The sequence below is a fragment of the Paenibacillus sp. 2TAB19 genome (genome assembly GCF_052115185.1).
Lineage (GTDB): Bacteria > Bacillota > Bacilli > Paenibacillales > Paenibacillaceae > Pristimantibacillus.
Genome location: NZ_JBFRGE010000002.1, coordinates 150,782 through 176,924, shown reverse-complemented (window position 1 = coordinate 176,924; position 26,143 = coordinate 150,782). Strand labels below are relative to the sequence as shown.

Below are 26,143 nucleotides of genomic sequence, written 5' to 3'. Positions count from 1 at the left end.
CGAGAAACATATCTTGGAAGTCCGCTCCAAACTTCAGATCAATATCGGCAGGACGGGCATCCGGGACTTCCAAGATATGTTTCTCGTTCGCAAATACCGTACCGGCGAGGTTGGACAAATCAGTCATGCCGATTATGGTTCCGAAGCTATAACGTTGCAATACTCGGGTTTGGACGGCGTGGAGCGCTTCATACACATTCAGTGGGATTCGGAGCCTGCCGAGGTGAGTGAAGCCGGTAATGTTCGTTTCTCCAGTCTGTTACAGCCGCGCAAGTCGGTTTCGATTCATTTTATGATTACCCCTCAGTGGGATTGTTTGAAAAAGACACCTTTCATAGCATTCAAATCAGGATTAACGGCCCTCTCCGACAGCTACCGTACATGGACGGAAGAAAGAATGATGGCAGAAACCGATCATCCGCAATTTAATCGTGTATTTAACCGAAGCGTGCAGGATTTAAAGATGTTGTTGTCTGACTACGGGTTTGGCGAGATGCCTACGGCCGGCCTGCCATGGTTTGCGGCTCCGTTCGGCAGAGACAGCTTAATTACTTCTCTCTCTATGCTAATGCTGCAACCGGAGACGGCAAAGGCAACCTTGCGCACATTGGCCGCTTGGCAAGGCGACAGATATGACGCTACGCGAGACGAGCAGCCAGGGAAAATCATGCATGAAAAACGATTTGGCGAATTGGTCGCTACGGGACAATCGCCGTTCGGCCCATACTTCGGCACCGTCGATGCAACGCCGTTATTTCTCGTCGTCCTTGCCGAATACGTCAAGTGGACTGGCGATCTAGATCTGGTTCGAGAGCTAACACCTGCCGTAACAAAGGCTCTAGCGTGGATTGACAACACCTCCGGCAAATACGGAGGCTTTCTCTCCTACCATCAAGAAGCCGAGCTCGGCTTCCCCAACCAAGGGTGGAAGGACTCGCCGAACTGTATCGTCCATCCGGATGGACGTCTGGCGTCCTCTCCTATTGCATTAAGCGAGGTTCAGGGTTATGTCTACTATGCCAAGCAGCAGCTCGCTGCGATCTTTGATAGCCTTGGCAATGTCGAACTGGGAACGAAGCTGCATCAAGAGGCCGACCATCTTCGGGAGCAATTCGAGTCCCGCTATTGGATGGATGAACATCAATACTATGCCATAGCGCTTGAACGCGGCCTAGAGCCTGTTCAATCCGTTACATCCAATCCCGGTCACCTGCTCTTCTGCGGGTTGCCGGAGACAGATCGCGCGGCGAAGGTGGCGGAGCGATTAAGCGCGGCGGACATGAATGGCGGCTTCGGCATTCGAACGATGAGCGATCAATCGACGGGGTATTATCCAATGAGCTACCACAACGGCAGCGTATGGCCTCATGATAATGGATTCATCCTGCTGGGCTTAAGCCGTCTCGGTTATACGGCGGAAGCGGTGCAGCTGATGGACAGCTTGCTGGAAGCCTCTTTATCCTTCGATGATGCGCGATTCCCTGAATTGTTTTGCGGATATGCGGGTGAAGGCGAAGGCGTCGTCCCCTATCCGACGACATGCTCTCCGCAAGCCTGGTCTGCCGCCGTATCGGTCGTGCTAGCGCAATCAACTTTGGGGCTTTTCCCCAATGCCTTAACCAGAACCATTCGGCTTCATCCGGCTATGCCAAGCGGGATGAACACCTTGAAGATTGAACGAATTGCCATTGGCGGAGGCCACTTAAGTATCGAATTACAAAGATCAACGACGAATCAAGACCTGCATGTGAATGTGCTCCGTAATACGACGGGCTATGCGGTTGAAGTAGGAAAGGGTAGATAACAACATGAACAAAACCTGGTGGAAAGAAGCGGTCGTCTATCAAGTGTATTGGCGCAGCTTTTATGATAGCAACGGTGATGGCTATGGCGACCTTGAAGGCGTGTATAGCAAGCTGGATTACATTCAAGGCCTGGGCGCCCACGTCATTTGGTTGAACCCGTGCTACGATTCGCCCGATGTTGATAATGGATACGACATTGCCGATTACCGTTCGATTATGCCAAAGGCGGGCACGATGGCAACGTTCGAGAAGCTGCTGTCTGCCGTGCATGATCGCGGCATGAAGCTCATTATGGATCTTGTCGTTAACCACACGTCTGATCAGCATAGTTGGTTTAAGGAGTCGCGTTCATCCGTCGATCACCCGAAGCGCGATTATTACATTTGGYGCAAGGAACCGAACAATTGGCGCTCCTACTTCGCTCCATCCGCTTGGACCTTTGATGAAACAACGGGCGAGTATTACTTCCACTCCTTCTCCGCCGAACAGCCGGATTTGAATTGGGAGAACGAGAAGGTTCGTGAAGAAGTTTATGCTTTGATGCGTTTCTGGCTGGATAAAGGGATCGACGGCTTCCGAATGGATGTGATCAACCTGCTAGCGAAAATTCCTGGCTTCCCTGATTCCGAGCAGCCTGAGAACATTTCGTATTTGGGCAACAATCCCGGCATTCACGAGTACTTGCAGGAAATGCATGATAAAGTGATCAAGCATTACGATGTGTTTACCGTCGGTGAAATTCCGTTCGTGAACCCCGATGACGGCGTGCTCTACGTTGGCGAGGACCGCGGCGAATTAAATACGTTGTTCCACTTCGAAGTATGCGATTATATGGCCCATTGGGATATGCATCGTTTCAAGCAAATCCAGAAGCGATGGTATGACGGCTTGTGGGGCAAAGGCTGGAACTCCCAGTTTTTGAACAACCATGACCATACGCGGCTTGTAACGCGCTTCGGCAACGATGCCGAATATCGCGAGCAGTCGGCCAAATGTTTTGCCACCCTTCTTCACACCTTGCCGGGCATGCCTTATATTTATCAAGGTGAAGAAATCGGGATGACAGGCATTCGTTTCGATTCCATCGACGATTACAATGATATAGCGATGAGAAACAAGTATAAAGAAGAAGTCGGGAAAGGCCGCGACCCGGAAGAGGTGCTGAAGGAGCTGCAGCACTTGTCGCGCGATAACTCCCGTACCCCTATGCAGTGGAACGCCGAGCCGCAAACCGGCTTCACGGAAGGCCAACCATGGATTGGCGTCAATCCGAATCACAAAGAAATCAATGTCGAGCAAGCCTTGGCAGATGACAACTCCGTTTATTATTACTATAAACAACTTATCGCATTAAGAAAAAGCAATGAGGTTATGGTTTACGGACAATTTGAAACCTACTTGGACCAGCATGAGCAGATTTACGCTTATACGAGAACGATGGGTGAGGAATGCTGGCTCGTTCTGCTGAACATCTCGGATCAACCCGCAACCTGCAACATCGCGGAGTGTGGCTTTGAGAAGCTTGGCGACATCGTCATTAGCAATAATGCCGAAAGAACCAATCAAGAAACGATCATTGAGATGTTGCCTTACGAGGCGATTGTATACCGAGTAATATAATGAGGTTTAAAAAACCGCAAGCTTGACACTTTGGTTAAAGTGCCCCGCTTGCGGTTTTTTTGCGCGTGTTGCGGTACTAGGAATCGCTTTGAACCCTGCAGGCAACTTGCTCGACGTCCATAGCCACTTGCGAAGAAGGTTCAGAGAGGCTTCGCAAGGGAACTTCTTGCTCTTGCTCGGGTTGATCGATCGGATATATTCTGGCTGTCTCATTCTCTTCATTCACATGCTGGATATAAATACGAACCCCGTCATACTCTACGTTCTCCATGGTCGGCGAAGCCGCAATTTCCTGTGCCCGCTGGATGTTCATCGTATTAGCCTCCTCTGCTTCTTTTCGTTACCAATTACATTGTGCGCGCATGAGGCGTCAACTATTCAGGGGCAATCCATTCATACAGGTCATCGACCTTACAACCAACCGTACGAGCGATGGCAACAGCGTTTTTCAAGGGCATCACTCTCTTGTTTTCCATATAATCGGAGATCAACTCACGTTTGTAGAGCAACGCTTGGGCTAGCTCTTCTTCGGTCATTCCGGCCTCCGCTAATCGCTCTTGCAGCAAACAACGGCCAAGTTCGAATTTCATTTCATTATCCTCCTGCAAAAAAGTCCGTTTACCACCATACTAGCCAATTATCCGGCTTCGAATACGACTGCAACATCTCAAAATCCCTTCTATGTTAAAACTGAAAGTGAAATAAGAAGAGGATGATGAGAAAATGAAAAAGCTGAATGGAAAAGTTGCGCTCGTTACCGGAGCAAGCCGGGGGATCGACGCGCCATCGCGTTGCGCTTAGCAGAAGAGGGTGCTTTGGTTTCCGTTCACTATGGCAGAAGCAAGGATGCCGCCGAGGAAGTTGTCCGCTTGATTGAGCAAAATGGAGGAGCGGCTTTCGCGCTGGGGTTGGAGCTTAATGCTGCTAAGGATGTCAAGGCGTTGTACGATGCATTAGATGACGCGTTAATCCAACGTACGGGTGACTATCAATTTGATATTCTATACGTTAAATGAATAAATGATTTGCCCCATAAACACTTCGTTCCATTGAAAAGCATAGATACGAGCTCTATTCCTTATTACCTTGGGGAAATCGAACGACTGCCAACAACGATGGCAAAGAGAACAAGATATTTAACGCTTGATCGATTCAAGGATCGATACGGCAGGTCTTTGAACTTACTGGGTGCTAAAATGTGGATGGACCGCATATCCGAAAAAATCGAAGTGGATACGGTTGAAATTTGGCGACTCATCAACGTCGTCGATGATGATCCTCATCCCATCCATATTCATTTGGTCGATTTTCAAATTATCGAACGCCAGCCTTTTGATGTTACTCAATTTCAAAAAACGAGAACCCTTGTTTTCACGGGGCCACCGTCTCCTCCTCACCCCTATGAGGGGGGATTAAAGGATACGGTTCAAGCCCCTTTTGCTTACGTCACAACCATTATAGCCCGCTTTGGGCCCTTCACCGGACGTTACGTGTGGCATTGCCACATGCTTGAGCATGAAGATCTCGAAATGATGCGTCCCTTTGAGGTTTATAAACCACACAGGTAAGCTTCAGATGCTTTGTATTAAAGGCCATGCAGAGCATCCCGCTCCATTTGCTATAACAGTGTTTCCGCCCCGTCTATGAATACCTCTGTTCCAGAGATATGACTGGATTGCGCCGAGGCGAGGAACAGAATCAGGTCAGCTACCTGCTCGGGTTGGCCCGGACCGTGCTCAAGCGGCTGATTGCCCTCTGGGTATTCGACGGGAATGCTGATCTTATCGACCTGCTTCGTGCGATCGGTATTTTCGCCGATATTCGTTTCGATCGCTCCCGGGCAAATGACGTTGACGCGGATTTTATAGCGGGCCAGCTCCAGGGCGGCCATTTTGGCAAAGGCGACTTGGCCCGCTTTGGATGCGCTGTAGGCCGACATGCCGAATCCGGAGAACTTCCGGCTTCCGTTGATGGAGCTCGTAATAATGATGCTGCCCCCATCTTGTTTCATATGCGGAATCGCGTATTTCACGGTCAAGAACGTTCCCTTCAGATTGGTCGACAGCGTCTCGTCCCATGCCTCCGGCGTTAAGTCCTCGATCGGGGCAAGCGTGCCATTGATGCCTGCATTGGCGAATACGATATCGATCCGCCCGAAGCGCTCGATCACAGCCTGCACCGCTTGCTGCACCCGCTGCGGATCCGATACGTCCACGTCCACGAATAACGATTGCCCTCCCATATCGTGAATAGCCTGCTCCGCCTCTTCGGTCCGATTATTATTCAGATCGAACAGGCATATATTTGCTCCGTTCCGAGCCAAATGCAGCGCCGCCGCACGGCCTATGCCAGAACCCGCGCCCGTAATAACTGCTACTTTATCCTTCAATAACACGCTCATACTCGCAGCCTCCTTGGATAACCGAATATGAACCGTTATACCCTTCTTTAGAACGTTATAAACCGATTCCATGCTTTACCGCAAAAATAGCCACCTGGGTCCGATCGCGTAATTCCAGCTTGGCAATGACGTTGGAAACATGATTCTTGACTGTTGGTCAATCCAGTCCTAAATCCGAAGCACAGGTCCTCATTTACTCCTATTCGCTTGCCTGTATTTCATACAGTCTAATCGGGCACATTCGCCGATAAAGTGACACTTGATTGGAAAACATGCAGTCAAATCCGGCATTTTTGCACCCAGCAGCCCGTAGGCTTCCATTTGACTGTACCAAATCCAATCAAACCCTGAATTCAGCCCGTTCTTAGCCTTTTGATTGGATGAAATCCAATCAAAAGGCTAGTACAACTGTAATAGAGCCAAATGAATGACAAAATGGAGACGAAATCTTTTGAAAGGATAATCATGTATAAGTTTTCGGTATAACGAGTAAATCGACACTCCCCATTGTTCAGTTATTCAGTGTGGTCGGGGACCTGCGCAGCCCCTTGACGCTTCGGCGCGGTATCGGGAAATTCAGCAATAGAATTCCCGCTACGAATATGAACGTACCGCTAATCAGGTAGATCGTGATCGGCTCTTGAAAAAACAAAAACGACCACAATAACGCAAAGAGAACGGTACAGTTGCCGACAATGGCTACGACTGCGAACGGTACCCGCTTGATGGCCTCCGCGAACCAATAAAAACTGAGACCCGTAATGATGCCAAGCAGCACCAAGGCTCCCCAAGCCCATACGCTAACCGGACCTATAAATCCTTGGGATTGGATCGGAATCGGAACGGTAACGATTAACGTGCTCAGGAAGAACACCGATAAGTTCATGTTGCCGTTATCCATCTTCTTGAGAAGCATTCGTTGGCTTAATACATGAACGGCAGCGCCGATCCCGGCAAGCGTGAACAGCACCGACGTCAGACCGCTTCCCTCCGCGAGCTTGCCAATCGGCGTTCCATTCCAGCCGACGACGATAACGCCAACGACGCAAAACGCAGCCGCGATCCATCCGCGCGCCGTTATCTTTTCATTGAACAACAGCCCTGCCGCAAACAAGAGTACGACGGTCTGAACCGGTTGGACGAGAATATTGCCGTAGGAATATCCGATTTTTAACGCGATATTCTCAAAGGTATAATTGGCGGCCTTCCCTATTGCACCAATCCAAATCCACTTCATCCCCATGCGAAGCTGAAGCTTGCCATCCCTAATAAACAGATAGACGCCAAGAAAAATGACTCCGAAAAAAAAGCGCGCGAACGAAACAATCGAACTGTCCACCATTGTCGACGCTGTCTTGACAAGTACTCCGACGAAGCTCCAAGCCAATGTCGCGAGCAGCAACAGAATGTAACCCACAAAGATTCAACTTCTTTCATAATTTTATGCCAGGCCTAGACGCTTCCATCATTCTAGATTAGCAGACTTTGTTTAATGGGTAAACTATGTCTCTATATAAAAAAAGCCTGACAGAAGGTTCGGCCTCCCATTCAGGCTAAATGATTTCAATCGCAATTAATCGAAAAGACCGAAGATCCCGTCAGGCAACCACAGCTTTCTTACAACCAGGCATACAGCGAGCAGGACAACGCCAAAAATGATGTTTTTGATCCATTTATTCATCGAAACTCCTCCATCTCCATTATTATTGGCATAGCGCCGTCGCTGCTTTACTTATCGAACCGTCTTTTCCCATACACGAGGAAGCATAACGCCACCGATATAAGCGTCCATACAATCAAGTTGGTCAAATTCCCTAGAATCGGAGAAAGTCCGCCCTCCTGATGAAGCTCGGTTACCGCCAGCACGAATTGATGCGAGGGCAGCAAGTTAATGATGTTCATCAAGGCGGGCATATCCAGATCGGGAACAAAAATAGGTCCGAAAATAAAGAGCAGAAGCAGGGGAAGGCCGACGATGGAGGATTCCGATGCCGTTCGCGCGATAAGGCCGATAACCGTACCCAAAGCCATAAAGATAAGAAGCAATAAAATCGCCAACACCGTCAAGTAAGCGTAATTGACGTGAGGTACGCCGGATATGGCCAAGCACGCTGCGATGACAATAATTGCAAATAAGGTGGTCGTCGCGCTTTTGCCCGCAAGCACCTCCAGTTTCGTAGCCGGCGACAGCATTAACGAACGCAGCGTATTTTTCTCTTTCTCTTCCGCGATCATATTCGCTTGAACGAAAGCTCCGGTAATGGATATGGTAACCAGTATAGGAACAGAGATAAACGAAAGGTCGCTCGGATCAGCCCCTTTTTGGTTGAATAATACGGCAATCAAAATAGGCATGCCCGCGTTCAATAAAATTTGCGGATTCCGAATCGCGTCCTTCCATTCTTTCTTGACGATCGCTTTGAAACGGCGCATAGAGAACGTCATTCAAGTCCCCTCCCCGTCAGTTTCACGAAAATATCGCCAAGCGTAGGCTCATTGGAATGAATGGCCAGCAGCTCTCCGCTGTTCATTAAGCTCCTTACATGATCCGCACTCGCTTCGTTTTGCTCCATAACCTGCTTCCCCTCCCGGGTCGTCACGGTAATGGAGCGATCGCCGTACTGCAAACGCAATGCCTGCGGGGTGTCTAGAGCTGAAATTTCCCCATTGTTCAGAAACGCAACGCGGTGGCAAAGGTCTTCGGCCTCCTGCATATTGTGCGTGGTCAAAAAGATGGTCGTCCCCCGACGGTTCATTTCGCGCAGCGTTTCCTGAATGCGGCCGCTGTTCACCGGATCCAAAGCGGACGTAGGCTCATCTAGAAAAAGAATGTCCGGCTCGTGCAGGATCGTTCTTGCCAGCGTAACCCTCTGCTTCATCCCTTTGGACAGCCGCCCGACTACCGTGTACATGTCTTCGATCAGATTGACCGCCTCTAGAACGGCTTCAATTCTTTGATCCGCCACGCCGTACAACCGACAAAACAGCACAAGATTGTCATATACGCTAAGACGCTCGTACAAGCCGCTGTTGTCCGTAAGCACACCGATTTTGCCCAAAAACGAGGAATGCCGGTTTCGTCCAGGATCGCTTCCAAGCACGTTCACCCGCCCCGATGTGTACAGCAGTTGAGAGGTAAGAATTTTCACCGTAGTCGTCTTTCCCGAGCCGCTGGGACCGAGAAACCCGAATATTTCGCCCCGTTGAACGCGAAAACTGATTTTCTTCAGGGCTTGCTTCTTTTTGTAAAGCTTTTCGAGGTGTTCAACCTCAATAATCGATTGCATGACGATTACACCTTCCCTTGACACGTGTAGCCTGTAAGCTCCGTTCCACATTAAGCGTAAAGCGGTCCGACAGCCTCATATTCACCGCGAAAAGAGCTATTCGCTAGCCGAATGACGCCATTCGCGGGATGAACGGAACCAACTTCATAACCCTACAATCGTCTTCAGCTCCTCGAATTTGCCCTTCGACAACGGAATTCGCGACTTGCGATCGTCGCTCAGAACCAAGCTATAGCTGTTGCGGCTCCACACGATCAGCTCCGTCAGCCGATCGAGATTGACGATATAGGAACGGTGGCAGCGATAGAATCGAAACGGTCTGAGCTTATCCTCTAATTCAGCCAGCGTCCAGGTGCAAGCAAGAATGCCTTCCTTCGTATGTAAGCAGGTGTTACCCTCGTTGCTTTCAATAAAATGAATTTCTTGGGGATCGATGAACACATATTTATCTTCGGCTTTCACCATTAGCTTACCTAGCCTCACGGCATGATCCGACAGCTCGCTGCTGCTGTTAACAGTCGCGGGTTCCCCGTCGTCAGCGTCCATATCCGGCTCGCTCGTTTCCGTCTGCTCAGGTACGCTAACCGGAACTAACCCGCTTCCCGTCAGCCGGAAAATCGTATTCGAAATCGAATGCGCTTGCTCCAACGTCGCGCATGTAACGAGAATCGCCTTATCCCTGCGGATGAGCTCGTCTATCAGCCTCCTGACGATGATGCAGCTCTCCAGATCGAGATTCTGTTCCGGATCTTCCCATATGATAATGGCAGGATCATGAACAACGCTTCGTACGAAGCTAAGCAGCCGCTTCTCCGAATAACTAAGCTTGGATATTCGTTCATGGGCTTTGCCCACCAATCCGATGATGCTAAGCAGCTCCGCTAACGATGCTTGAACTTCATGGAGCTCTGCCCAAAAGGAAAGGTATTCTCTCACCTTCAGCCGTTCATATAACCCTTCGTCGAGCGTGCTGAATCCGACTTGCTTGACAGCTTCCGGGCCCTCCAGAGCTAACCGTTCCCCTTGATAAGAGATCCCATATTCCGATGATACACGCTCTCCTCTCATGGACCGGATGAATGTACGTCCGCTATCGGGATTGCACTGTATAACGACGCATTGTCCAGAAACGAGCTCGATGACTTTGTTTATTCCATCCATGTAAAGCGCCTCCTGCTCACCGAATTTCTATATCGATATATACGAAAAGCCCGACTGTAAGGTTCACACCTTCCAGTCGGGCTTTTCGTTCATGCATCTTTATCTTATATGAGCGGCAGCCATGGCTACCCAGTGGCCGGGAGTTACTTCAACGAATTCGGAATGTTCCAATCCGTAAGGATCGGCCTTGCTTGCCTCGTTGTTCGTGACACGTTTCTTCAGTGCCTCCACCTTCGGATCGGGAACCGGAATCGCGGCAAGTAGCGATTTCGTATAATCATGCAGCGGATTGCTGTAAAGCTCCTCGCTTTCCGCAAGCTCGACGATTTTGCCCTTGTACATGACCGCAACGCGGTCGCTAATATGCTTAACCATCGACAGATCATGAGCGATGAACAGATAGGTTAGTCCGAGACGCTGCTGCAATTCCTCAAGCAGCTTCACGATTTGCGCTTGAATCGATACGTCCAGCGCGGACAATGGCTCGTCGCAGACAATAAACTCCGGCTCGACCGCGAGCGTTCTGGCGATGCCGATCCGCTGCCGCTGGCCGCCGGAAAACTCATGCGGATAACGCATCGCGTGCGAAGCTTGCAAGCCGACGAGTTCGAGCAGTTCCTCGACACGCCGCAACCGCTCGCTCTTCGATGTCGCGATGCCATGCACATCCAGCGCTTCTCCGATAATATCGACAATACGCAACCGAGGATTCAGCGAGGCGTACGGATCTTGGAAGATCATGCCCATATGGCTCCGTATTTTCTTCATCTCGCCTCGGTTCAATTGCTGGAGCGGAATGCCGCGGAACAGCACCTCTCCTCCCGTCGCTTCATTTAATCGAAGAATGGTGCGTCCCGTGGTGGACTTGCCGCTGCCTGATTCCCCGACCAACCCAAGCGTCTCCCCTGCATGGATGTCGAACGATATATTGTTAACGGCTTTAATCAACTGTCCTTTGCCTAGGTCAAAATGCTGTCTAAGCGACCGAACCTGCAGCAGAGGAACGCCTTCCTCGCGCTTAACGGCGCTGGATACAGCCTTCGGTTTCTTCTTCTCGTCAAGGCGAGGCAGCGCGTTAAGCAGCTTGATCGTATAAGGATGCTGCGGGCTCTCGAAAATCTGCTCCGTCGTTCCCGTCTCTACGATCTCTCCATCCTTCATCACCACGACCCGATCGCACATCCCTGCCACGACACCCAAATCATGCGTGATGAGAATAATCGATGTGCCGAGCTTCTGCTGAAGATCCTTCATCTGGTTAAGGATTTGAGCTTGAATCGTCACATCCAGCGCCGTCGTCGGCTCGTCCGCAATTAGCAGCGAAGGACGGCATGCCAGAGCGATCGCAATCATGACCCGTTGGCGCATACCGCCGGAGAACTCGTGCGGATATTGACTGTACCTCGTCTCGCTATTCGGTATGCCTACCATACGCAGCATCGCGATCGCTTCGGCTTTCGCTTCCGCTTTATTAAGCTTACGATGCTTGACGAGGCTTTCTTCAATCTGCTTGCCGATACGCATCGTCGGATTGAGTGAAGACATCGGGTCCTGAAAGATCATGCCGATGTCCCGCCCGCGAATCTCTTCCATCTCCTTATCGGTTTTGAAAGCGAGATTCTGGCCTTGAAACAATATTTCTCCGTTTTTGACCATGGCCGGAGGCGACGGCAAAAGCCGCATAATCGAACGCGCCGTAACGCTCTTGCCGCTGCCCGATTCGCCTACGATGCCCAGCGTTTCGCCCTTGCGCAGCTCGAAGCTTACTCGGCGCACTGCCTCTACTTCACGTTCATGCGCAAAAAACGAAACCGATAAATCTTTCACTTGTAACAATGTATCCATATAAGCACCTGCTATTCTGTAAAATTCAGCTGTGTAATGATGCGTCATTTCATTGTTTTAGGTATAATAACAAGGAACTTTAACCAACTATAACTTTATTGACATTTCATAGCCGTTAAAATAAAATCTACTATATCGATCGGAATAATTCAATTTAAAATTTTTGTTAGATGAAAGGGAGCGGAATAGCTTGACAGGGCACGCAACTTCAACAAGTAATGGCTATACGGCTCGCATGGCAGCCATCTACCGTAAGATGCTTCTTCATAAAACATATGGATTCCTGCTGCTGCTTGCCGGTTTGCCAGTGTCCATCGTTGTCTACTTTATACATCTAGCACGCAAAGCGCAAGACGGCCAGAAGGCTCTAATAGAAGAAAACCGCAAGCTGCTGCTTGAGAGCGGCGCCAGAGAGAAGCTGCTAAAGGAAGCAACGGAGCAATTGCGCCGCAAACACGCCTTTTTTGGTCAAACCGTCACCGAAGAGCATACGCGCCGGGAAGCGGAACGTATCGCCTCCGATAAGTTCGAGGAGAAGCTCCATGATCGGCTTGAAGGATTGCGGATTCACACCTATACCTTAGCGGATACTTATGAGTCGCTTGCAGCTAATCCTGTCTTTATGGCGCTATCAGTCATTATCGGCTTTCCTATGTATGTGCTGATGGCCATCTATGCAAGCCCTTATGTCAAGTACGTAGCCGAACGGCTCGTAATGGCAGCTCTCGTCATTCTCGGCGTATCGTTTCTCGTATTTACGATCCTTTATATTTCGCCGATGAATCCGGCTGCCAATCTGCTAGGCGAGACGGCTACCGCCGAACAGATCGCCAATTTCAATCATTTATACGGACTGGATCAGCCTTATCTTGTGCAGTTATGGAACAATTTAAAGGGCATACTAACATTTGATCTGGGTAAGTCATTTGCCGGGAATGAATCCGTGACGACGGCGATTGCGAACAAGTTTCCCGTTACGCTTACGCTGACGACGATCTCGACCCTGATAGCCGTGCTGATTGCTCTTCCGATCGGCATCATATCGGCAACGCGTTCGAATTCCTTTTTTGATTATACCTTTATGTTCATCGCTCTGCTTGGCTTGTCCATTCCGAACTTCTGGCAGGGACTTATCTTTATCTTGAACTTCTCGATCAAGCTTTCCTGGCTTCCTGCAACGTATAATCCCGACAATTGGCTATCTTCCATTATGCCGATTGTCGTGCTCGGTACCGGCCTAACCGCTGCCGTAGCCAGAATGACCCGATCATCGACGCTTGAAGTCATTCACGAGGATTATATAACGACTGCCAAAGCCAAAGGACTCGGCCGCGGACATGTGTTATGGAAGCATGCGGTCGGCAACGCGCTCATACCGATTCTTACGATTGTCGGCTTGCAATATGGCGCCCTGCTCGGCGGCGCGGCCGTAACCGAGAAAGTATTCAACATTAACGGTATCGGCAGCTACATTGTTGACAAGCAGTTTATTCCGGATATACCGGCCATTATGGGCGGCGTAATCTACACCGCTATTACCATATCGATCGTCAACGTTATCGTCGACCTGCTGTATGCTTTCTTTGACCCTAGAATCCGCTCCAAGATGAAACAATACTAAAGCAGGTGCTACTTTTGAAAAATAACGCCATTAACAACCAAGAAGCGCGGTTCCGACTGAAGTCGAGCTCCGAATATAGCCATGCCAGCTTTTCCGCTATCGTCTCAGCTGCGCTAGGCGCCGCCTTGCTGTTCGCCAGCTATGTGCCGGCCCAAGGCGCGTTCAACCCGTTGCCGTTCTTCGGCGGCATCGCCTGGATCGTCTTTGCCTTTCTCCAAACGTTGGTATGGGCGATCATCCGGGGCAATTTATTGAAGACCGGCGAGATCAAGACCTCAACCAGGCGGCTTGGTTACGTGCTGCTGCTAAGCCTTCTAACCGCTAACGTATTCATAGCGACATCGGCTTTCGGACTTATCAGACGGAGAAAAAACGCCGCGTACACGCTCGCCGTATACACGCTTCTCACGACATTGTTCGTATTTGCCGTATCCGCCTTGAACGTATTCAAGCCTTTCGTGGCTAACGGATATTTGCTTGGCATGACGCTGCTAATCATTATTGCGGTGGTTCAGCTGGTTTCCCTGCTGCTCATCGCCAAGTACGCAGACCATGCTGTCCTACCCGGGTGGATGGGTCTCGTAGCAGGCACTCTCATTGTCACATCAGCTACCGGCAACTTGTTCGCGCTCTTCCTTGGCCTGCTGCTCATTGCGAGACTGCGGGACAAAAATTATTCTTCCGGCTCAAGACTCGCCGAAGTGATCGATAAGCTGTCGCGAAGCTCCACCTCTATGCTCGGACTGCTGTTTATCGTCTTTCTGGTAACGATCGCCATAACGAGCTACCTGACATTCGATTACGGCATGGCGATTGAAAATAACTATAGCCTGATCTTACACTCGCCTGACCTGGCCTACCCGCTCGGTACGGACAATTACGGCAGAGATTTGTTCTCGCGCATTATTTTTGGAGCACGGATCTCGCTTGTCGTCGGTCTGCTCTCCACCCTTATTCCGCTGCTAATCGGCGGCGCGCTTGGCGCCATCTCCGGTTACTACGGAAGACGCACGGACAATATCATTATGCGATTGCTCGATGTCCTGTATGCCATTCCCGGCATTCTGCTCGCCATCGCGATTATTGCGGCGTTCGGGGCAAGCACCGCCAATCTGATTCTGGCGCTTAGCGTCGGTGCCATTCCGACCTATGCAAGGACGATGAGAGCGAATGTCATGCTCGTATCGACGCTTGAATATGTGCAGGCGGCACGCGCTTTCGGAGTCGGCGACGGTAAAATCCTGTTCAAGCATATCGTTCCGAATTCGATAGCGCCCATGATAGTCAAGGCAACGCTGACGATCGGCACCGCCGTCATCTCGACAAGCAGCTTGAGCTATCTGGGTCTCGGCGTTGAGCCGCATATTCCGGAATGGGGCAATATCCTGAAGCTGGGAAGCGCATATTTGGAGACACACTCGTTCACGGCGATCTACCCGGGACTGGCGATTATCGCGCTTGTGCTTTCCTTTAACTTTCTGGGAGACGGGCTGCGCGATGCGCTCGATCCGAAGCTGGACTAACACGGTAGGTCAATCAACCTTGGTAACCTCATTCATATTCCTACGGCCTCTACGTTACGAAACGATGCATGGACGATACATGAATGTGAGTTAATATAAAAAAATAGATAAGTGGAGGGAATCATCATGAAAAGAAAAACCAAATTTGCCGCTCTGCTGTTAATCAGTGCTGCGCTTATGCTCAGCGGCTGCAAATTAACGACCAAAGACGACGCCGCGGAATCGCCGGCGCCGACGCAAACCTCGGAAACGCCGAGCGACGGAACGAAAGTGGACATTGAATTGCTCGGCATGAGTTCCAACGAAGCCGACCTCAACATCGTTCGCGACCAATTGACGAAAAACGGCTTTAACGTAAAGCTTAACATTCAAGCCGACTACGGCAGCTTCAAATCCCAGCAAGATGCAGGCAACTTCGATATCGCATTGTCCGGCTGGACGAGCGTAACGGGCAACCCTGACTACGCGGTTCGTTCCCTGTTCAAAACAGGCGGCGACTACAGCATTCTTGCTGACTCCGAGATTGATGCGCTTATCGATAAGGCTGGCTCCGAGACGCCTGAGCAATACACGGAAACATACAAGCAGTTCGAGCAACAGCTTGTGTTCGACAAAGCGTATATCGCGCCGCTCTACAGCTCGCTGAAATCGCAAGCGTTCAATAAGGACGTGCTGAAATCGGATTCGGTTCGCCTGTCCAAATCGCGTTCCCTTCCTTGGGAAGATCTTGATTTCAATGATGCGGGTAAACGCGCCAAAGATCCGATCGTGCTTCAATCGACGATGCCTACATTGACATCGCTTGATCCGATCAAAGGCAATGACGGCTCGATCAACATTATTAACACAAACCAATACGTGCGTCTTGTGAACTTGACCGACGACGACAAAATTACGTCCGAAGGCTCCCTTTCCTACAATCACGCCATTGCGGAAGGCAATTCCGATTACTATTTCATTCTGAGAGACAACATTAACTTTGCTGCAGTTAAAGACAAGCTGGCGGTCGATACGGGCGAACGCGTAGGCGGAGACGACGTTATCTTCTCCCTGAACCGTGCCAAAGACAAAAACTCCGTGCCTGACCATCGTACGTTTACGCTGCACGAGCATATCGGTCAAGTCGAGCTTGTAACCGACGTCGCAGCTCTTGATGCCGTTAAAGTATCGGGCGGCAGCGATACGGTAAAAGCAGCGCTTGAAAATGGATTGGATGCGAAAATTTCTTCGCTTGTATCCGACAAAACGCAAGCGAGCAGCAAAGATGGCAAATACCAAGTCGTGAAGCTTACGACTACCGAGCCTTTCCCGCAAGTTCTGAACTACCTGGCTCACCAATCGGCGGGTATCGTATCGAAGAAACAAGTCGAGAAAATCAACACGTATGACGTGGCTAAGTTCGACGTGAACAAGGACATCCCTTACGGCGACCAGAACACGGTAACCGAAGGCAGCACGTACAACAATACGCTTTACACAAGCGGTCCGTACATCCTGTCCTACAAGAACGAATATGAAGCTGTATTCTACAAAAACCCGGCTTACATGAAGGGCACAGAGCACGAGCCTAACGTGAACAGCATCAATATCCGCTTTATCAAAGACATGGACGCAAGCTTGTCCGCGCTCCGCAGCGGCGAAATCGATTTGTTGTACTCCGTGCCTGAGAACAAATTCGACGTTGTGAAAGGCGACAGCAAGATTGAACTGCAAACTGTACCGAGCAATGCGGTTTCGTACCTGTTGTTCAACACGAAAAACCGTACGGTTGCCGAAAGCGCCGATCTGCGAAAAGCAGTGCTTTACTCCATTAACCAAGACGAAATTCTCGCCTTCTACGGCGGCAACAAATTCAAAGCGATCTCTACGCTCAGCACAATGGTTAAGACCGGTCTTGAGCTGAAAGCCGATTCGGCCAAAGTGAAAGAATACCTGGACGCTTACAAAGCAAGCAAATAACGTAATAGGCAAGTTCGAAGACTGCCCAGGACATCGCGGATGGCCGGGCAGTCTTCTGCCATTCTTATCAATTACTTACATTGAAGCATATGGAGGTCATTGCCATGTCTAACTTATCTGCTCCGCTCGCTAAGCTGTCCCAATGGGATGCGCTTATGCTGGAATCGCTCAAATCCCTCGGATGGCCGGACGAGGAGCTTATACGGAAAGTTGTTGCAGGAGAAGAACTGCCTAAAGACGACAGCAAATTTCATTTCGATTATTCGCAGCTAACGGCCTTTGCCGCAGACAATGAAGCTACGTTTCAGCAGGCTGTGACGCAAGGCTATCAGATCAAATACAATACGATTCGCGGCATTCACAGCTGGATTTTGGTTGCCTTGGGGATAGAAGCGGAGCTGCTTCTGGAGGCTGGCGAGGAGCAGGTTATTGCCCGCCTGACCGCTTCAGAGGCTGACAAGCTTGCAAGCGTCCTCTCCTTCGGCTGGGAAGCCAGCCGCTTGGATGAGCAGCCGACAGAGGATGACCGTGCGGTCTACCGCATAGCCCCTGCCAGTTTGAATGGATCTCATACAGGCTAACAGGCTTAATAACATTAAAAAGGTAGTTAAATTGGATTTCATACAGGCTAATGGAGCTATATTGGCGGAAACGAACAAAATGGGCGAATTAGGCTGTATGATTTCCACTCATGATGATTTATGCGCTTTTGTATGAAAAATAGCATAACTATTTACAACATAYACCTTGTTTAACTAATCTTATGTGAAAAAWCACATAAATTGACTATCTGGCAAATTGCGAGTTGGGAGCTTCGGTCTTCTGCTCGTTAACTGCGATAATACGACAATACCCAGCACACGCCGTTCCGGTCGGTCACGATCGCCAGCAGTCCGTTGAACGGAGCTTCATACACTTCCGTTTGAACTGTTCCGCTTGCCGCGAATTCGCCGTAAATGCTTAGGAATGTTTCCTCCGTATCGATTTTCAAGAATACCCGCACATAGTCGCCCTTGGCGGACGGCTTCGCCGCCTTCGTATCCGCAAACTTGAGGCTTGCTCCGTCAACAAGCAGATCCGCGTTCAGCACCTCTTCTCCCTGCTTACGCAAAATCGTGATCTCGCCGCCAAAGACGCTTTGATAATACTTGATTTCCTCTTTGCAATTTTCCACTGCGATAAAAGGTTGTGCAATCATCGCTTACACCCTCCCAAATATCATTCGATTATATTGCGAAGCACGTTCTTCAGCAGGCCTATCAACAACTCATACTCCTCGTCGCTCATGCCCTTCTTCGACTTGCTTTTGACCCGATTCAGCGCTTCTTGAACCTTAGGTACAACCTCGTGACCCGCTTCCGTCAAAAAAAGCAGCTGGTAGCGGTTATCGGCAGGATCGGCCTCCCTTCGCACATAACCTTCCGCCTCCAGCCTGGCGATCGCTTTCGCGGTAGTCGTCTTGTCGATGAGCAGCTTCTCGCTTAGCTCCTTCTGCGTGGTTGGCTGTTGATTCGCAATCGCCATAAGGAATATATATTGACCGCTCCCGATTCGATAAGGCGCCAGCTCTGCTGAGATGAACACCTGCATATGACGATAGATTGCTGAAATATAATGGCCGTGCGATTCGGATTCCACTGTTCTCATCCTCCCCTCAAATAGAATGCTATTGCAACTAATTTTAGAATACGCCAAATAGGATGTCATTGCAACTAGTTTTCATAAAAAAAGCTGTGACCTCATGATTGCTCATGACCTGTCAYAGCGACTACACTACTTTTTCAGAAGAAGATACAAGAAGTACGGTCCGCCGATGAGCGCGACCATTATGCCCGCCGGAATGCCTGACGGATCGACAAGATTGCGTCCAATCGTATCAGCGAACAAGAGCAGCCACCCGCCCATCAGAACGGCAATGGGGACGTAATATTGATGACGGCGCCCTACAAGTGACTTGGCAATATGGGGTGCCATCAGGCCGACGAACGCGATGCCTCCGGTGACGGATACCGCCGCAGCGGCTATAGCGACGGCAGTTCCTAACAACAGCAGACGGTTTCGGTTGATGGAGACACCTGCCCCTACAGCAACCGCTTCGTCCATCGACAATAGGTTAAGTGCGTTCGACTTGTACAGTGTGTACGGAAGCAGAATGACAAGCCACGGCAGCAGCGCCCATACGAACGGCCAGTCCGCTCCCCATATGTTACCCGCCAGCCACTGCGAGATAAAATCAACCTTCCGATAATCAGCGGATGAGATCAGCACGATCATCAGACCAGACAAGGCAAGGGCAAACCCAATCCCGACAAGCACCAGCTTCACTGGCTGCAGCCCGTCTCTTCTGGAATAAGAGAACAAGTAAATGAGGGCAACCGTAATTAGCGCTCCTACGAATGCGACAATCGGAAGCATATAAGCGAAAGACTTCGGATCGAGTGGCGCATAGAGAAAAAATACCGATATAGCCACACCGGCCCCGGCATTAATACCGATGATGCCCGGATCGGCCAAGTCGTTCCGAGTAATCCCTTGAAGGATTGCTCCCGACAATGCTAAAGCCATGCCTGCCAACAGCGTCACTGCGATGCGCGGCATACGAATGGAGAATAACACGAGATTTTCCTTAGTCGTACCAAGCCCGAGCAACGTCTGGAACAGCCGATTGATCGTTAGAGCCCCAGAACCCAGACTCATTCCAACAATGATCGTTGCAACGATGAGCAGCAGCAATGCCACGAAGACGACCACTTGTTTCTTAACCTTCGCATTCGAAATCATCACAGCGTCTTCACTCCTTTACGAACGACGAACAAGAAGAACGGCAGTCCGAGTACGGCCATAATTGCCACAACCGGCGTCTCGAACGGCACATTGAGCGTTCGGCCCAACGTATCCGCCATGAGCATGAATGTCGCGCCCCAGATCGCCGACATTGGAATGACGGTGCGATAATCGGTCCCGAACAGCGCTCTTACGATATGAGGAATCATCATCCCGATGAACGCCATGTTCCCGATAAGCGCAACGGAGGCTCCGGCCAGCAGAATAATCATAATGTATAATACCGCTTTGACGTATGCCGTGCGAATGCCTAAACCAACCGCGGCTTCTTCGTTCAAGCTTAATATCGTGAGCGACTTGGACATGGCCATTGCAACCAGAATCGCAACGATGATAACAGGACTCATCGCTTGAACCTGTCCCCATGTCGTACCGATCAACCCTCCGGATGTCCACATCGTCGCTTCTTTGGATGTCTTCGATAGAAGACTGATACCGTCCGCTACGGCATATAGAAAGGCGGAAACTGCCGAACCGGCCAATACGATCCGGAACGGAGACATACCGCCTTTCTTCACCGAGCCGATACCGATAACGAGGAACATGCCGAGCGCGGCTCCGACGAAGCATACGATCATAATCCCGACATAACTCATCGCCGGCAATACGGCGATAGCCAAGGCGAGCGACGCTCTCGCACCGGCAGTTAGACCGAGAAGCCCGGGGTCTGCAAGCGGATTGCGCGTCAACCCTTGCATGATTGCCCCGGCTACCGCAAGCGCGGCGCCTACAAGCACGGCCGCCACTTCCCGCGGATAACGGATCTCCCTGAGCATCGAGATTTTATCATCATCTCCGCCTTGGTTAGCTAATATTAACCAGAGCTCGCGCAAGGATACATCCTTCGCGCCAAGCAGCATAGCGAGCGCGAACATGACTGCTAGTACCGCTATGCTGAGTATAAGTTTGAGAACAAAAGATTTTGGCTTCCGACTAGCACTCATATTGCCATTCCTCCTCCAGGGCATAACGGGCAAGAAGAAGACCGAGACAGCCTCTTTGTTAACTGAGGCAACTCGGCCTTCTTCATCAGCCAGTGCGTTAAGCAAACGCTTATTTCAAGAAACCTTCTTTGAAGATGTTCAACAAGTATTCAAGTGTTATCGGATCGCTGTAAGAAGCAGCTTCTGTATCGATCTCGATGACATGGTTGTTTTGAACAGCCGGGATTTTCGTCCAAGTATCGGTCTTCATGAACGAATTGTCTCCCGTAGCGCTTCTGCTGAGAACGATATAATCGCCGGCATAGTCGCTAAGAACTTCGTTGGAGAGTGTATAGTAGCCAGGCCCTTGAGCGTCGGCTTTAACTTTCTCAGGCATGTTCAGTCCCATTGCCTGATAGAGAATTTCCGTTCCGCGCGCCCAAGCGTCGCCGAACACGTAGAAGCTCTTCGAATCCGTCTCCAATACCGACACCGTAGCGTCTGCGCCGATTTTCGCTTTAATTTCTTCGCCGGCTGTTGCCGCACGCGTCTTGAAATCGTCAATCCATGCTTGCGCTTCCTGCTCCTTGTTCAACAGCTTGCCGATTTCGAGCTGTTGCGTCAAGTAATCCAGTTTGCCCCAAGTGTACACAACAGTTGGCGCGATTTCCTGCAATTTGTCGATGTTTTTGTTATGTGTACCAGCGATGATCAAATCCGGCTCAAGCTCGATGATCTTCTCAAGGCTCTCATCGGATACGACCTCTACACCAGCCAGCTTATCTGTGAAGTGAGGGCTCTTGTTCGTCCATTCGTCTACGCCAACGATCTTTCCATCCAACGACAGGATGTTTGGCGCGTTCGTCAAAGCAACGATACGTTGCGGATTCGCAGGTACTTCTACTGGACCAACCTCGGATTCATATGTGATCGTGCCGGATTCGGCCGGAGCGTCCGTCGCAGGCGCATCCGTTGCGCTTGGAGCGTTAGTTGCCGACGATCCATTATTTGCACCATTGTTCGCTGCATTGTTTCCGCAAGCACTTACGAAAATAACGGACAAAATAAGAAAGATGGACAAAAGAAACTTTTTATTCATTTTCAAACCCCTTTAGCTTAATTGATATTGATTTTCAATTTCATCTGAGTATTAATATAGCTACATTTACTCGGGTTGTCAACGCATAAACGAACTGAAATTTCTGCTTGCACGGCCAATTGTTACAGCTTTTTGTCTTCCCTAGTATTCCGAATCCAGTTATTAAGCCACAGTAGAAAACAAAAAGAACCGGGAGTCACCTTAAGGTGACTCCCGGCCCATCTTCCTACCTTCAACCCGCATACCAATATTAGTTGAATTTACCCGCATCGATTGCGGCTTGCTTCTCGTCGAGAATCTCTTGATAGCCCGCCTCAAGGTACGTTTTCTTAGCCTCTTCATACATGGCGTCGAACTGGTCCGTCGGTGCAAGAACAACCTTTACATACAGCTCTTGGAACAGCGAGTTCAGATCGGCCTTGTACTCGCTGACCTTCTCCAGCACTACGCTGAACATGGCGTCCGGCGTACGGAATTCCGCCGTTTGATCGTAATATTTCAACAGATCCTCAGCCAAATATTCATACCCTGCCGGCGACCAGTTGCGCAGGTAAGCTTTGCGAGTTACAGCAGGATCGGCATATTGCGGACTTTCGATGACAAGTGCCCAATAATCCTTATTGTTGTTCTGCGACAGAACGGATTCGCCTTTGAAATCTGCGTTTTTCACGGCGATTCCTTCTCCGTCAAGCGTATAGTTCTGACCTTCGACGCCGTTTTGCAGGAAGAACAGGTTCTCCGGCTGGCTCATCCACTCGAGATACATCCATACAGCTGCGCGTTCCATTTCCGTAGACTCATAGTTGATGCCCATGATAAAGCCGAAAGGCCAGTACGCGCGTCCCTGCGGCTTGTAGCCTTCAGGAGTGCCTGCTGTCGGAGGAAGAACAGCGAATTGCGCGTCCGGATTGTTGGCAAGAGTAGCCGTAATGACATCCGTATTGCTGGCAAGATACAGACCATAGGTACCTGTCTTGCCCGCAACGAACTCAGCCTTGATTTTGCCATCGTCATTGCGCAGATAAAATTCCTTGTCGATCAGACCTTTATTGTACTGATCGTTCAGGTTGCGTAAGTAGCGCTCGCTTGCCGGCGTCGTCAAATCCGCTACGCCGAGATCGGAATAAAGCGCGCGCTCTTTGGCGTCAACCGGCCAATCGCGGAATGCATAGTTGTAAGTGTAGTTGTTCTGCAGCAGGCTGCCGGCGCCAGCTCCTAGACCGGCTTCTTTCCATTTCGTCAGCATCTCGTTGTATTTCTCAAGGGAGGTCAGGTCCTCCAACTTCATGCCTACCTTCTCCACCCAGTCTTTACGAATCAAAGTCGTGAAGTTGTCTACAGCCGGACGAGCAGCGAAGAAAAACACATTTTTATCGTCTACCTTGCCGTATTGTTCGATTGTTTCGCTCATGTTTTTCCAATAGGTAGGGGCGTAGTTAGCGATCTCTTCATAATTCAACTCTTGCATGACGTCCTCGCTATAGTATGCGAGCGCTTGCGGCATGTCGTAGTGGAATAGAATGTCCGGCGCCTTGTGGGAAGCGAGCAGCTGCTCGAAGTCCGTGACTTCGCTGCTGCGGGTAATCGGGATAAACTTAACGTTTACGTTGTACTTGTCCCCGAATTCCTTCTGAATCCAACGTGTATAGTAGTTGTCGGTTACGTTCCAGCCCTCGAATGCGCGTTCATATACCGGAATCTCGAGATTGACCTTCTCCGGGAAGCCTTTGGAGTAATCGGCAAAGGCGCCTTCGGGGCTTTCCGCAGGGGCATTGGTTGCCGTATTGCTGTTGGTTGCCGCCGGCGCATTGGTCGCGTTATTGCTCCCCTTATTGTTATCCGAGCAGCCTGCTAGAAGAGTGGTTCCCACAACTAAAGTCATCAACAACGATGTGAAGACTTTCATTTTGCTCATCTCTTATTCCTCCGCTATCGTATTTTTTAAGGCTCCGTATTACTCTTTGACGGCTCCTAGCATAACGCCCTGGACAAAATACTTCTGAATGAACGGATAGACACATAAGATCGGAAGCGTTGCGAATACAACGCATGAAGCTTTGAGCACCTCTGGATTGCTCAGCTGCACTTGCGTCGCTTCCAGCTGGAAGCTCTCGCTGGCCTGAATAACCAGGTAATACAGCTTCAGCTGCAACGGCCGCATATCTACATTTTGCTTAATGTAGAACAGCGCATCCTGGTAGGTGTTCCAGCGTCCGACCGCGTAGAAGAGTGCCATCGTTGCCATAATCGGTTTGGACAGCGGTAAAACGATATTGACTAGAATGCGGAAGTGTCCGGCTCCATCGATTCGCGCAGATTCCTCCAAGCTAACCGGAATGCTGCTGGAGAGAGCTGTTTTCATAATCAACAGGTTGAATGCGCTGAACGCCGGAGGCAAAATAATCGACCACATGCTATCCAGCAAGCCTAGATTGTTGACCAACATGTACTCAGGAATGATTCCGCCGTGAAAGTACAACGTGAACATAAAGATAAAAGTTAGCGCCGTACGGCCCTTCAATTGCATCCGAGACAAAGGATAGGCCGCGCAAATCGTGATGATCATGCCTAGAATCGTGAATAATACGGTCACGATAATGGATACATACAACGACCGCAGAATGCTCTCGTCTTGGAGAATTTTTTTGTACGCCTCGATCGTGACGCCTTGCGGCCAGAGAAAAACCTTATTCGCGATCACGTATGCATCATTGCTAAGGGATTTCGACACGACATGCACGAACGGCAGCAAGCAGACCAGCGAAGAGATCATCACGGTGAGGCGGATCAGCACATCCCAGATGTCGAAGCGCCTTTTGCGATGCATGGCAAGAGTGCCATTGGATGTTTTCATGGTTCGCCTCCTTTCTATAACAATCCGTCTTCGCCGAGCTTCTTGGCAATACGATCAGCGAGCAGCACGAGCACAAGTCCAATGAGTGCTTGGAATAATCCAAGCGCCGTCGCACGGCTGAAGTTGCCGCTCTCGATCCCCCATCGGTAGACCAGTACCGGGATCGTAGTGGTATATTCCGTAGTGGCTTTGTTCTGCAAGGCAAAAATCCGCTCGAATGAGCCCTCCATCACCTTGCCCAGGTTCATGATCAGTAAGGTTACAATCGTGGCTCGGATGGACGGCAGCGTGACGTTCCAAACCTTCCTCCACCGCCCTGCGCCATCGACGGTAGCAGCTTCGTACATCTCAGGGTTAATGCTGCTAATCGAAGCAAGGTAGATGATGGTGCCCCACCCCATACTGTACCAGACCCCGATAGCCAAATAACTGAACAGCCAATGCGTGTCTTCTTGAAGGAACGGGACACGATTCCAGCCCATTAATTCAAAGAGATTATTGACCGCTCCGCTCCCTTGGCCGAGCAGCTGATAAGCAATCGCGCCAATAATGATCCAGGACAGGAAATGCGGCAGATACAGCAGCGTTTGATTCACGCGTTTGAATCTGACGCTTTTGATCTCATTGAGCAACAGCGCAAGCACAATGGGCATTGTGAAACTAAATACGAGGTCGAGGCTGTTAAGCATCAACGTGTTGCGGACAGCGCGGATGAAGTCGGGTTTATCGAATATCTCTTGAAAGATTTGAAAACCGACCCATTCGCTGCCCCAGAACCCCCTTGCGATCTTATAGTTCTTAAAGGCAAGCACGAGCCCTGACAACGGCGCGTATTTGAAAACGGCAACAAAGGATAGTGGAATCAGAAGCAGTAAGTAAAGCTGCCAGTCCCGCCGAAGATAATATGTCATTCTCCGGTTACCCTTTTGTTTCTTTAAAGCGGTTTCATCAATAAGTGAAGCGCTTTCAACTTTCATAGATACACCTCCTCCACATTAGGGCTTCCACGGCCGACGGTTTGTTCGGACATTGGCGGGGTTATGACAGCATCATAGCCTCCCGTCATTCGATCCGTAAATCCTGACTATTGATTGCCCCTGTCATTTTTGATTTTCCCGCGTCACTCCGCCGTTTTCGAGTCTTAAATAATCAATTCTGATTAGCATGAGCAAAAATAATGGAGCAGCCTCCGTTTGTCTTT

22 protein-coding genes and 3 pseudogenes are annotated in these 26,143 nt (G+C 50.1%); 8 read left to right on the top strand and 17 right to left on the bottom strand.

The window, feature by feature from the left end; all coding sequences use genetic code 11:
• Together AB4Z33_RS01835 and AB4Z33_RS01830 are read left to right on the top strand one after the other, a co-directional pair.
• Positions 1–1,804: MGH1-like glycoside hydrolase domain-containing protein (locus AB4Z33_RS01835; RefSeq protein ID WP_442048242.1), on the top strand; the 1,804-nt coding region annotated here is incomplete at its 5' end.
• A gap of 4 nt (positions 1,805–1,808) precedes the next feature.
• Positions 1,809–3,425: a glycoside hydrolase family 13 protein gene (locus AB4Z33_RS01830; RefSeq protein ID WP_442048241.1), complete on the top strand. Its 1,617-nt coding sequence runs from the start codon at positions 1,809–1,811 to the stop codon at positions 3,423–3,425.
• Positions 3,426–3,564: 139 nt separating this feature from the next.
• Here AB4Z33_RS01830 and AB4Z33_RS01825 read toward each other — a convergent pair.
• A pseudogene (locus tag AB4Z33_RS01825) lies at positions 3,565–3,738 on the bottom strand (small acid-soluble spore protein H); the annotation flags it as partial.
• Between the two features lie 61 nt (positions 3,739–3,799).
• Entirely contained in the window at positions 3,800–4,015 is a 216-nt protein-coding gene (locus AB4Z33_RS01820) for a helix-turn-helix domain-containing protein (RefSeq protein WP_442048240.1), read from the bottom strand.
• A gap of 133 nt (positions 4,016–4,148) precedes the next feature.
• Here AB4Z33_RS01820 and AB4Z33_RS01815 point away from each other — a divergent pair.
• Together AB4Z33_RS01815 and AB4Z33_RS01810 are read left to right on the top strand one after the other, a co-directional pair.
• Positions 4,149–4,429 (top strand): annotated as a pseudogene (locus tag AB4Z33_RS01815) (SDR family NAD(P)-dependent oxidoreductase); the annotation flags it as partial.
• A 111-nt stretch (positions 4,430–4,540) separates the two neighbouring features.
• Positions 4,541–4,993, top strand: a complete 453-nt coding sequence (locus AB4Z33_RS01810; protein WP_442048239.1) for a multicopper oxidase domain-containing protein — start codon at positions 4,541–4,543, stop codon at positions 4,991–4,993.
• 50 nt (positions 4,994–5,043) lie between these two features.
• Here AB4Z33_RS01810 and AB4Z33_RS01805 read toward each other — a convergent pair whose 3' ends face one another.
• The 7 genes and pseudogenes from AB4Z33_RS01805 to AB4Z33_RS01775 form a co-directional block, all read right to left on the bottom strand.
• Positions 5,044–5,826: an SDR family oxidoreductase gene (locus tag AB4Z33_RS01805; RefSeq protein WP_442048238.1), complete on the bottom strand. Its 783-nt coding sequence runs from the start codon at positions 5,824–5,826 to the stop codon at positions 5,044–5,046.
• Positions 5,827–5,881: 55 nt separating this feature from the next.
• Positions 5,882–5,980: pseudogene (locus tag AB4Z33_RS01800) on the bottom strand (LuxR C-terminal-related transcriptional regulator); the annotation flags it as partial.
• Positions 5,981–6,337: 357 nt separating this feature from the next.
• Positions 6,338–7,243 carry a DMT family transporter gene (locus AB4Z33_RS01795; RefSeq protein WP_442048237.1) on the bottom strand — a complete coding sequence of 302 codons (906 nt, stop codon included), beginning with the start codon at positions 7,241–7,243 and terminating at the stop codon, positions 6,338–6,340.
• A gap of 311 nt (positions 7,244–7,554) precedes the next feature.
• Positions 7,555–8,271, bottom strand: coding sequence for an ABC transporter permease (locus AB4Z33_RS01790; protein ID WP_442048236.1), 717 nt, complete (start codon positions 8,269–8,271; stop codon positions 7,555–7,557).
• Positions 8,268–9,113: an ABC transporter ATP-binding protein gene (locus tag AB4Z33_RS01785; RefSeq protein ID WP_442048235.1), complete on the bottom strand. Its 846-nt coding sequence runs from the start codon at positions 9,111–9,113 to the stop codon at positions 8,268–8,270. The genes AB4Z33_RS01790 and AB4Z33_RS01785 overlap by 4 nt, the downstream gene beginning before the upstream one ends.
• A gap of 144 nt (positions 9,114–9,257) precedes the next feature.
• Positions 9,258–10,274 (bottom strand): LytTR family transcriptional regulator DNA-binding domain-containing protein, encoded by a 1,017-nt coding sequence (locus AB4Z33_RS01780; protein WP_442048234.1) that lies wholly within the window; start codon positions 10,272–10,274, stop codon positions 9,258–9,260.
• 99 nt (positions 10,275–10,373) lie between these two features.
• The gene (locus AB4Z33_RS01775; protein ID WP_442048233.1) at positions 10,374–12,119 is read right to left on the bottom strand and encodes an ABC transporter ATP-binding protein; all 1,746 of its coding nucleotides are present in this window, start codon (positions 12,117–12,119) and stop codon (positions 10,374–10,376) included.
• Positions 12,120–12,309: 190 nt separating this feature from the next.
• Here AB4Z33_RS01775 and AB4Z33_RS01770 point away from each other — a divergent pair, with 190 nt between their 5' ends.
• From AB4Z33_RS01770 to AB4Z33_RS01755, 4 genes are all read left to right on the top strand, one after another.
• On the top strand, positions 12,310–13,740 hold the full coding sequence (locus tag AB4Z33_RS01770; RefSeq protein ID WP_442048232.1) for an ABC transporter permease: 1,431 nt from the start codon (positions 12,310–12,312) through the stop codon (positions 13,738–13,740).
• Between the two features lie 14 nt (positions 13,741–13,754).
• Positions 13,755–15,263 (top strand): ABC transporter permease, encoded by a 1,509-nt coding sequence (locus tag AB4Z33_RS01765; protein ID WP_442048231.1) that lies wholly within the window; start codon positions 13,755–13,757, stop codon positions 15,261–15,263.
• A 126-nt stretch (positions 15,264–15,389) separates the two neighbouring features.
• Positions 15,390–17,222: an ABC transporter substrate-binding protein gene (locus AB4Z33_RS01760; RefSeq protein ID WP_442048230.1), complete on the top strand. Its 1,833-nt coding sequence runs from the start codon at positions 15,390–15,392 to the stop codon at positions 17,220–17,222.
• A 104-nt stretch (positions 17,223–17,326) separates the two neighbouring features.
• Positions 17,327–17,803 carry a hypothetical protein gene (locus AB4Z33_RS01755; protein WP_442048229.1) on the top strand — a complete coding sequence of 159 codons (477 nt, stop codon included), beginning with the start codon at positions 17,327–17,329 and terminating at the stop codon, positions 17,801–17,803.
• 248 nt (positions 17,804–18,051) lie between these two features.
• Here AB4Z33_RS01755 and AB4Z33_RS01750 read toward each other — a convergent pair whose 3' ends face one another.
• The 8 genes from AB4Z33_RS01750 to AB4Z33_RS01715 form a co-directional block, all read right to left on the bottom strand.
• Positions 18,052–18,420: a VOC family protein gene (locus AB4Z33_RS01750; RefSeq protein WP_442048228.1), complete on the bottom strand. Its 369-nt coding sequence runs from the start codon at positions 18,418–18,420 to the stop codon at positions 18,052–18,054.
• Between the two features lie 20 nt (positions 18,421–18,440).
• Positions 18,441–18,860: a MarR family winged helix-turn-helix transcriptional regulator gene (locus AB4Z33_RS01745; RefSeq protein WP_442048227.1), complete on the bottom strand. Its 420-nt coding sequence runs from the start codon at positions 18,858–18,860 to the stop codon at positions 18,441–18,443.
• Positions 18,861–18,995: 135 nt separating this feature from the next.
• On the bottom strand, positions 18,996–20,003 hold the full coding sequence (locus tag AB4Z33_RS01740; RefSeq protein WP_442048251.1) for a FecCD family ABC transporter permease: 1,008 nt from the start codon (positions 20,001–20,003) through the stop codon (positions 18,996–18,998).
• Complete coding sequence (locus AB4Z33_RS01735; RefSeq protein WP_442048226.1) at positions 20,003–21,010, bottom strand: FecCD family ABC transporter permease; 1,008 nt, start codon at positions 21,008–21,010, stop codon at positions 20,003–20,005. The genes AB4Z33_RS01740 and AB4Z33_RS01735 overlap by 1 nt, the downstream gene beginning before the upstream one ends.
• A 109-nt stretch (positions 21,011–21,119) precedes the next feature.
• On the bottom strand, positions 21,120–22,088 hold the full coding sequence (locus tag AB4Z33_RS01730) for an iron-hydroxamate ABC transporter substrate-binding protein (RefSeq protein WP_442048225.1): 969 nt from the start codon (positions 22,086–22,088) through the stop codon (positions 21,120–21,122).
• Between the two features lie 250 nt (positions 22,089–22,338).
• Positions 22,339–24,003 (bottom strand): ABC transporter substrate-binding protein, encoded by a 1,665-nt coding sequence (locus AB4Z33_RS01725; RefSeq protein ID WP_442048224.1) that lies wholly within the window; start codon positions 24,001–24,003, stop codon positions 22,339–22,341.
• A 39-nt stretch (positions 24,004–24,042) separates the two neighbouring features.
• Positions 24,043–24,942: a carbohydrate ABC transporter permease gene (locus AB4Z33_RS01720; RefSeq protein ID WP_337100454.1), complete on the bottom strand. Its 900-nt coding sequence runs from the start codon at positions 24,940–24,942 to the stop codon at positions 24,043–24,045.
• 14 nt (positions 24,943–24,956) lie between these two features.
• Entirely contained in the window at positions 24,957–25,919 is a 963-nt protein-coding gene (locus tag AB4Z33_RS01715) for an ABC transporter permease (protein ID WP_442048223.1), read from the bottom strand.
• Between the last annotated feature and the right edge of the window lie 224 nt (positions 25,920–26,143).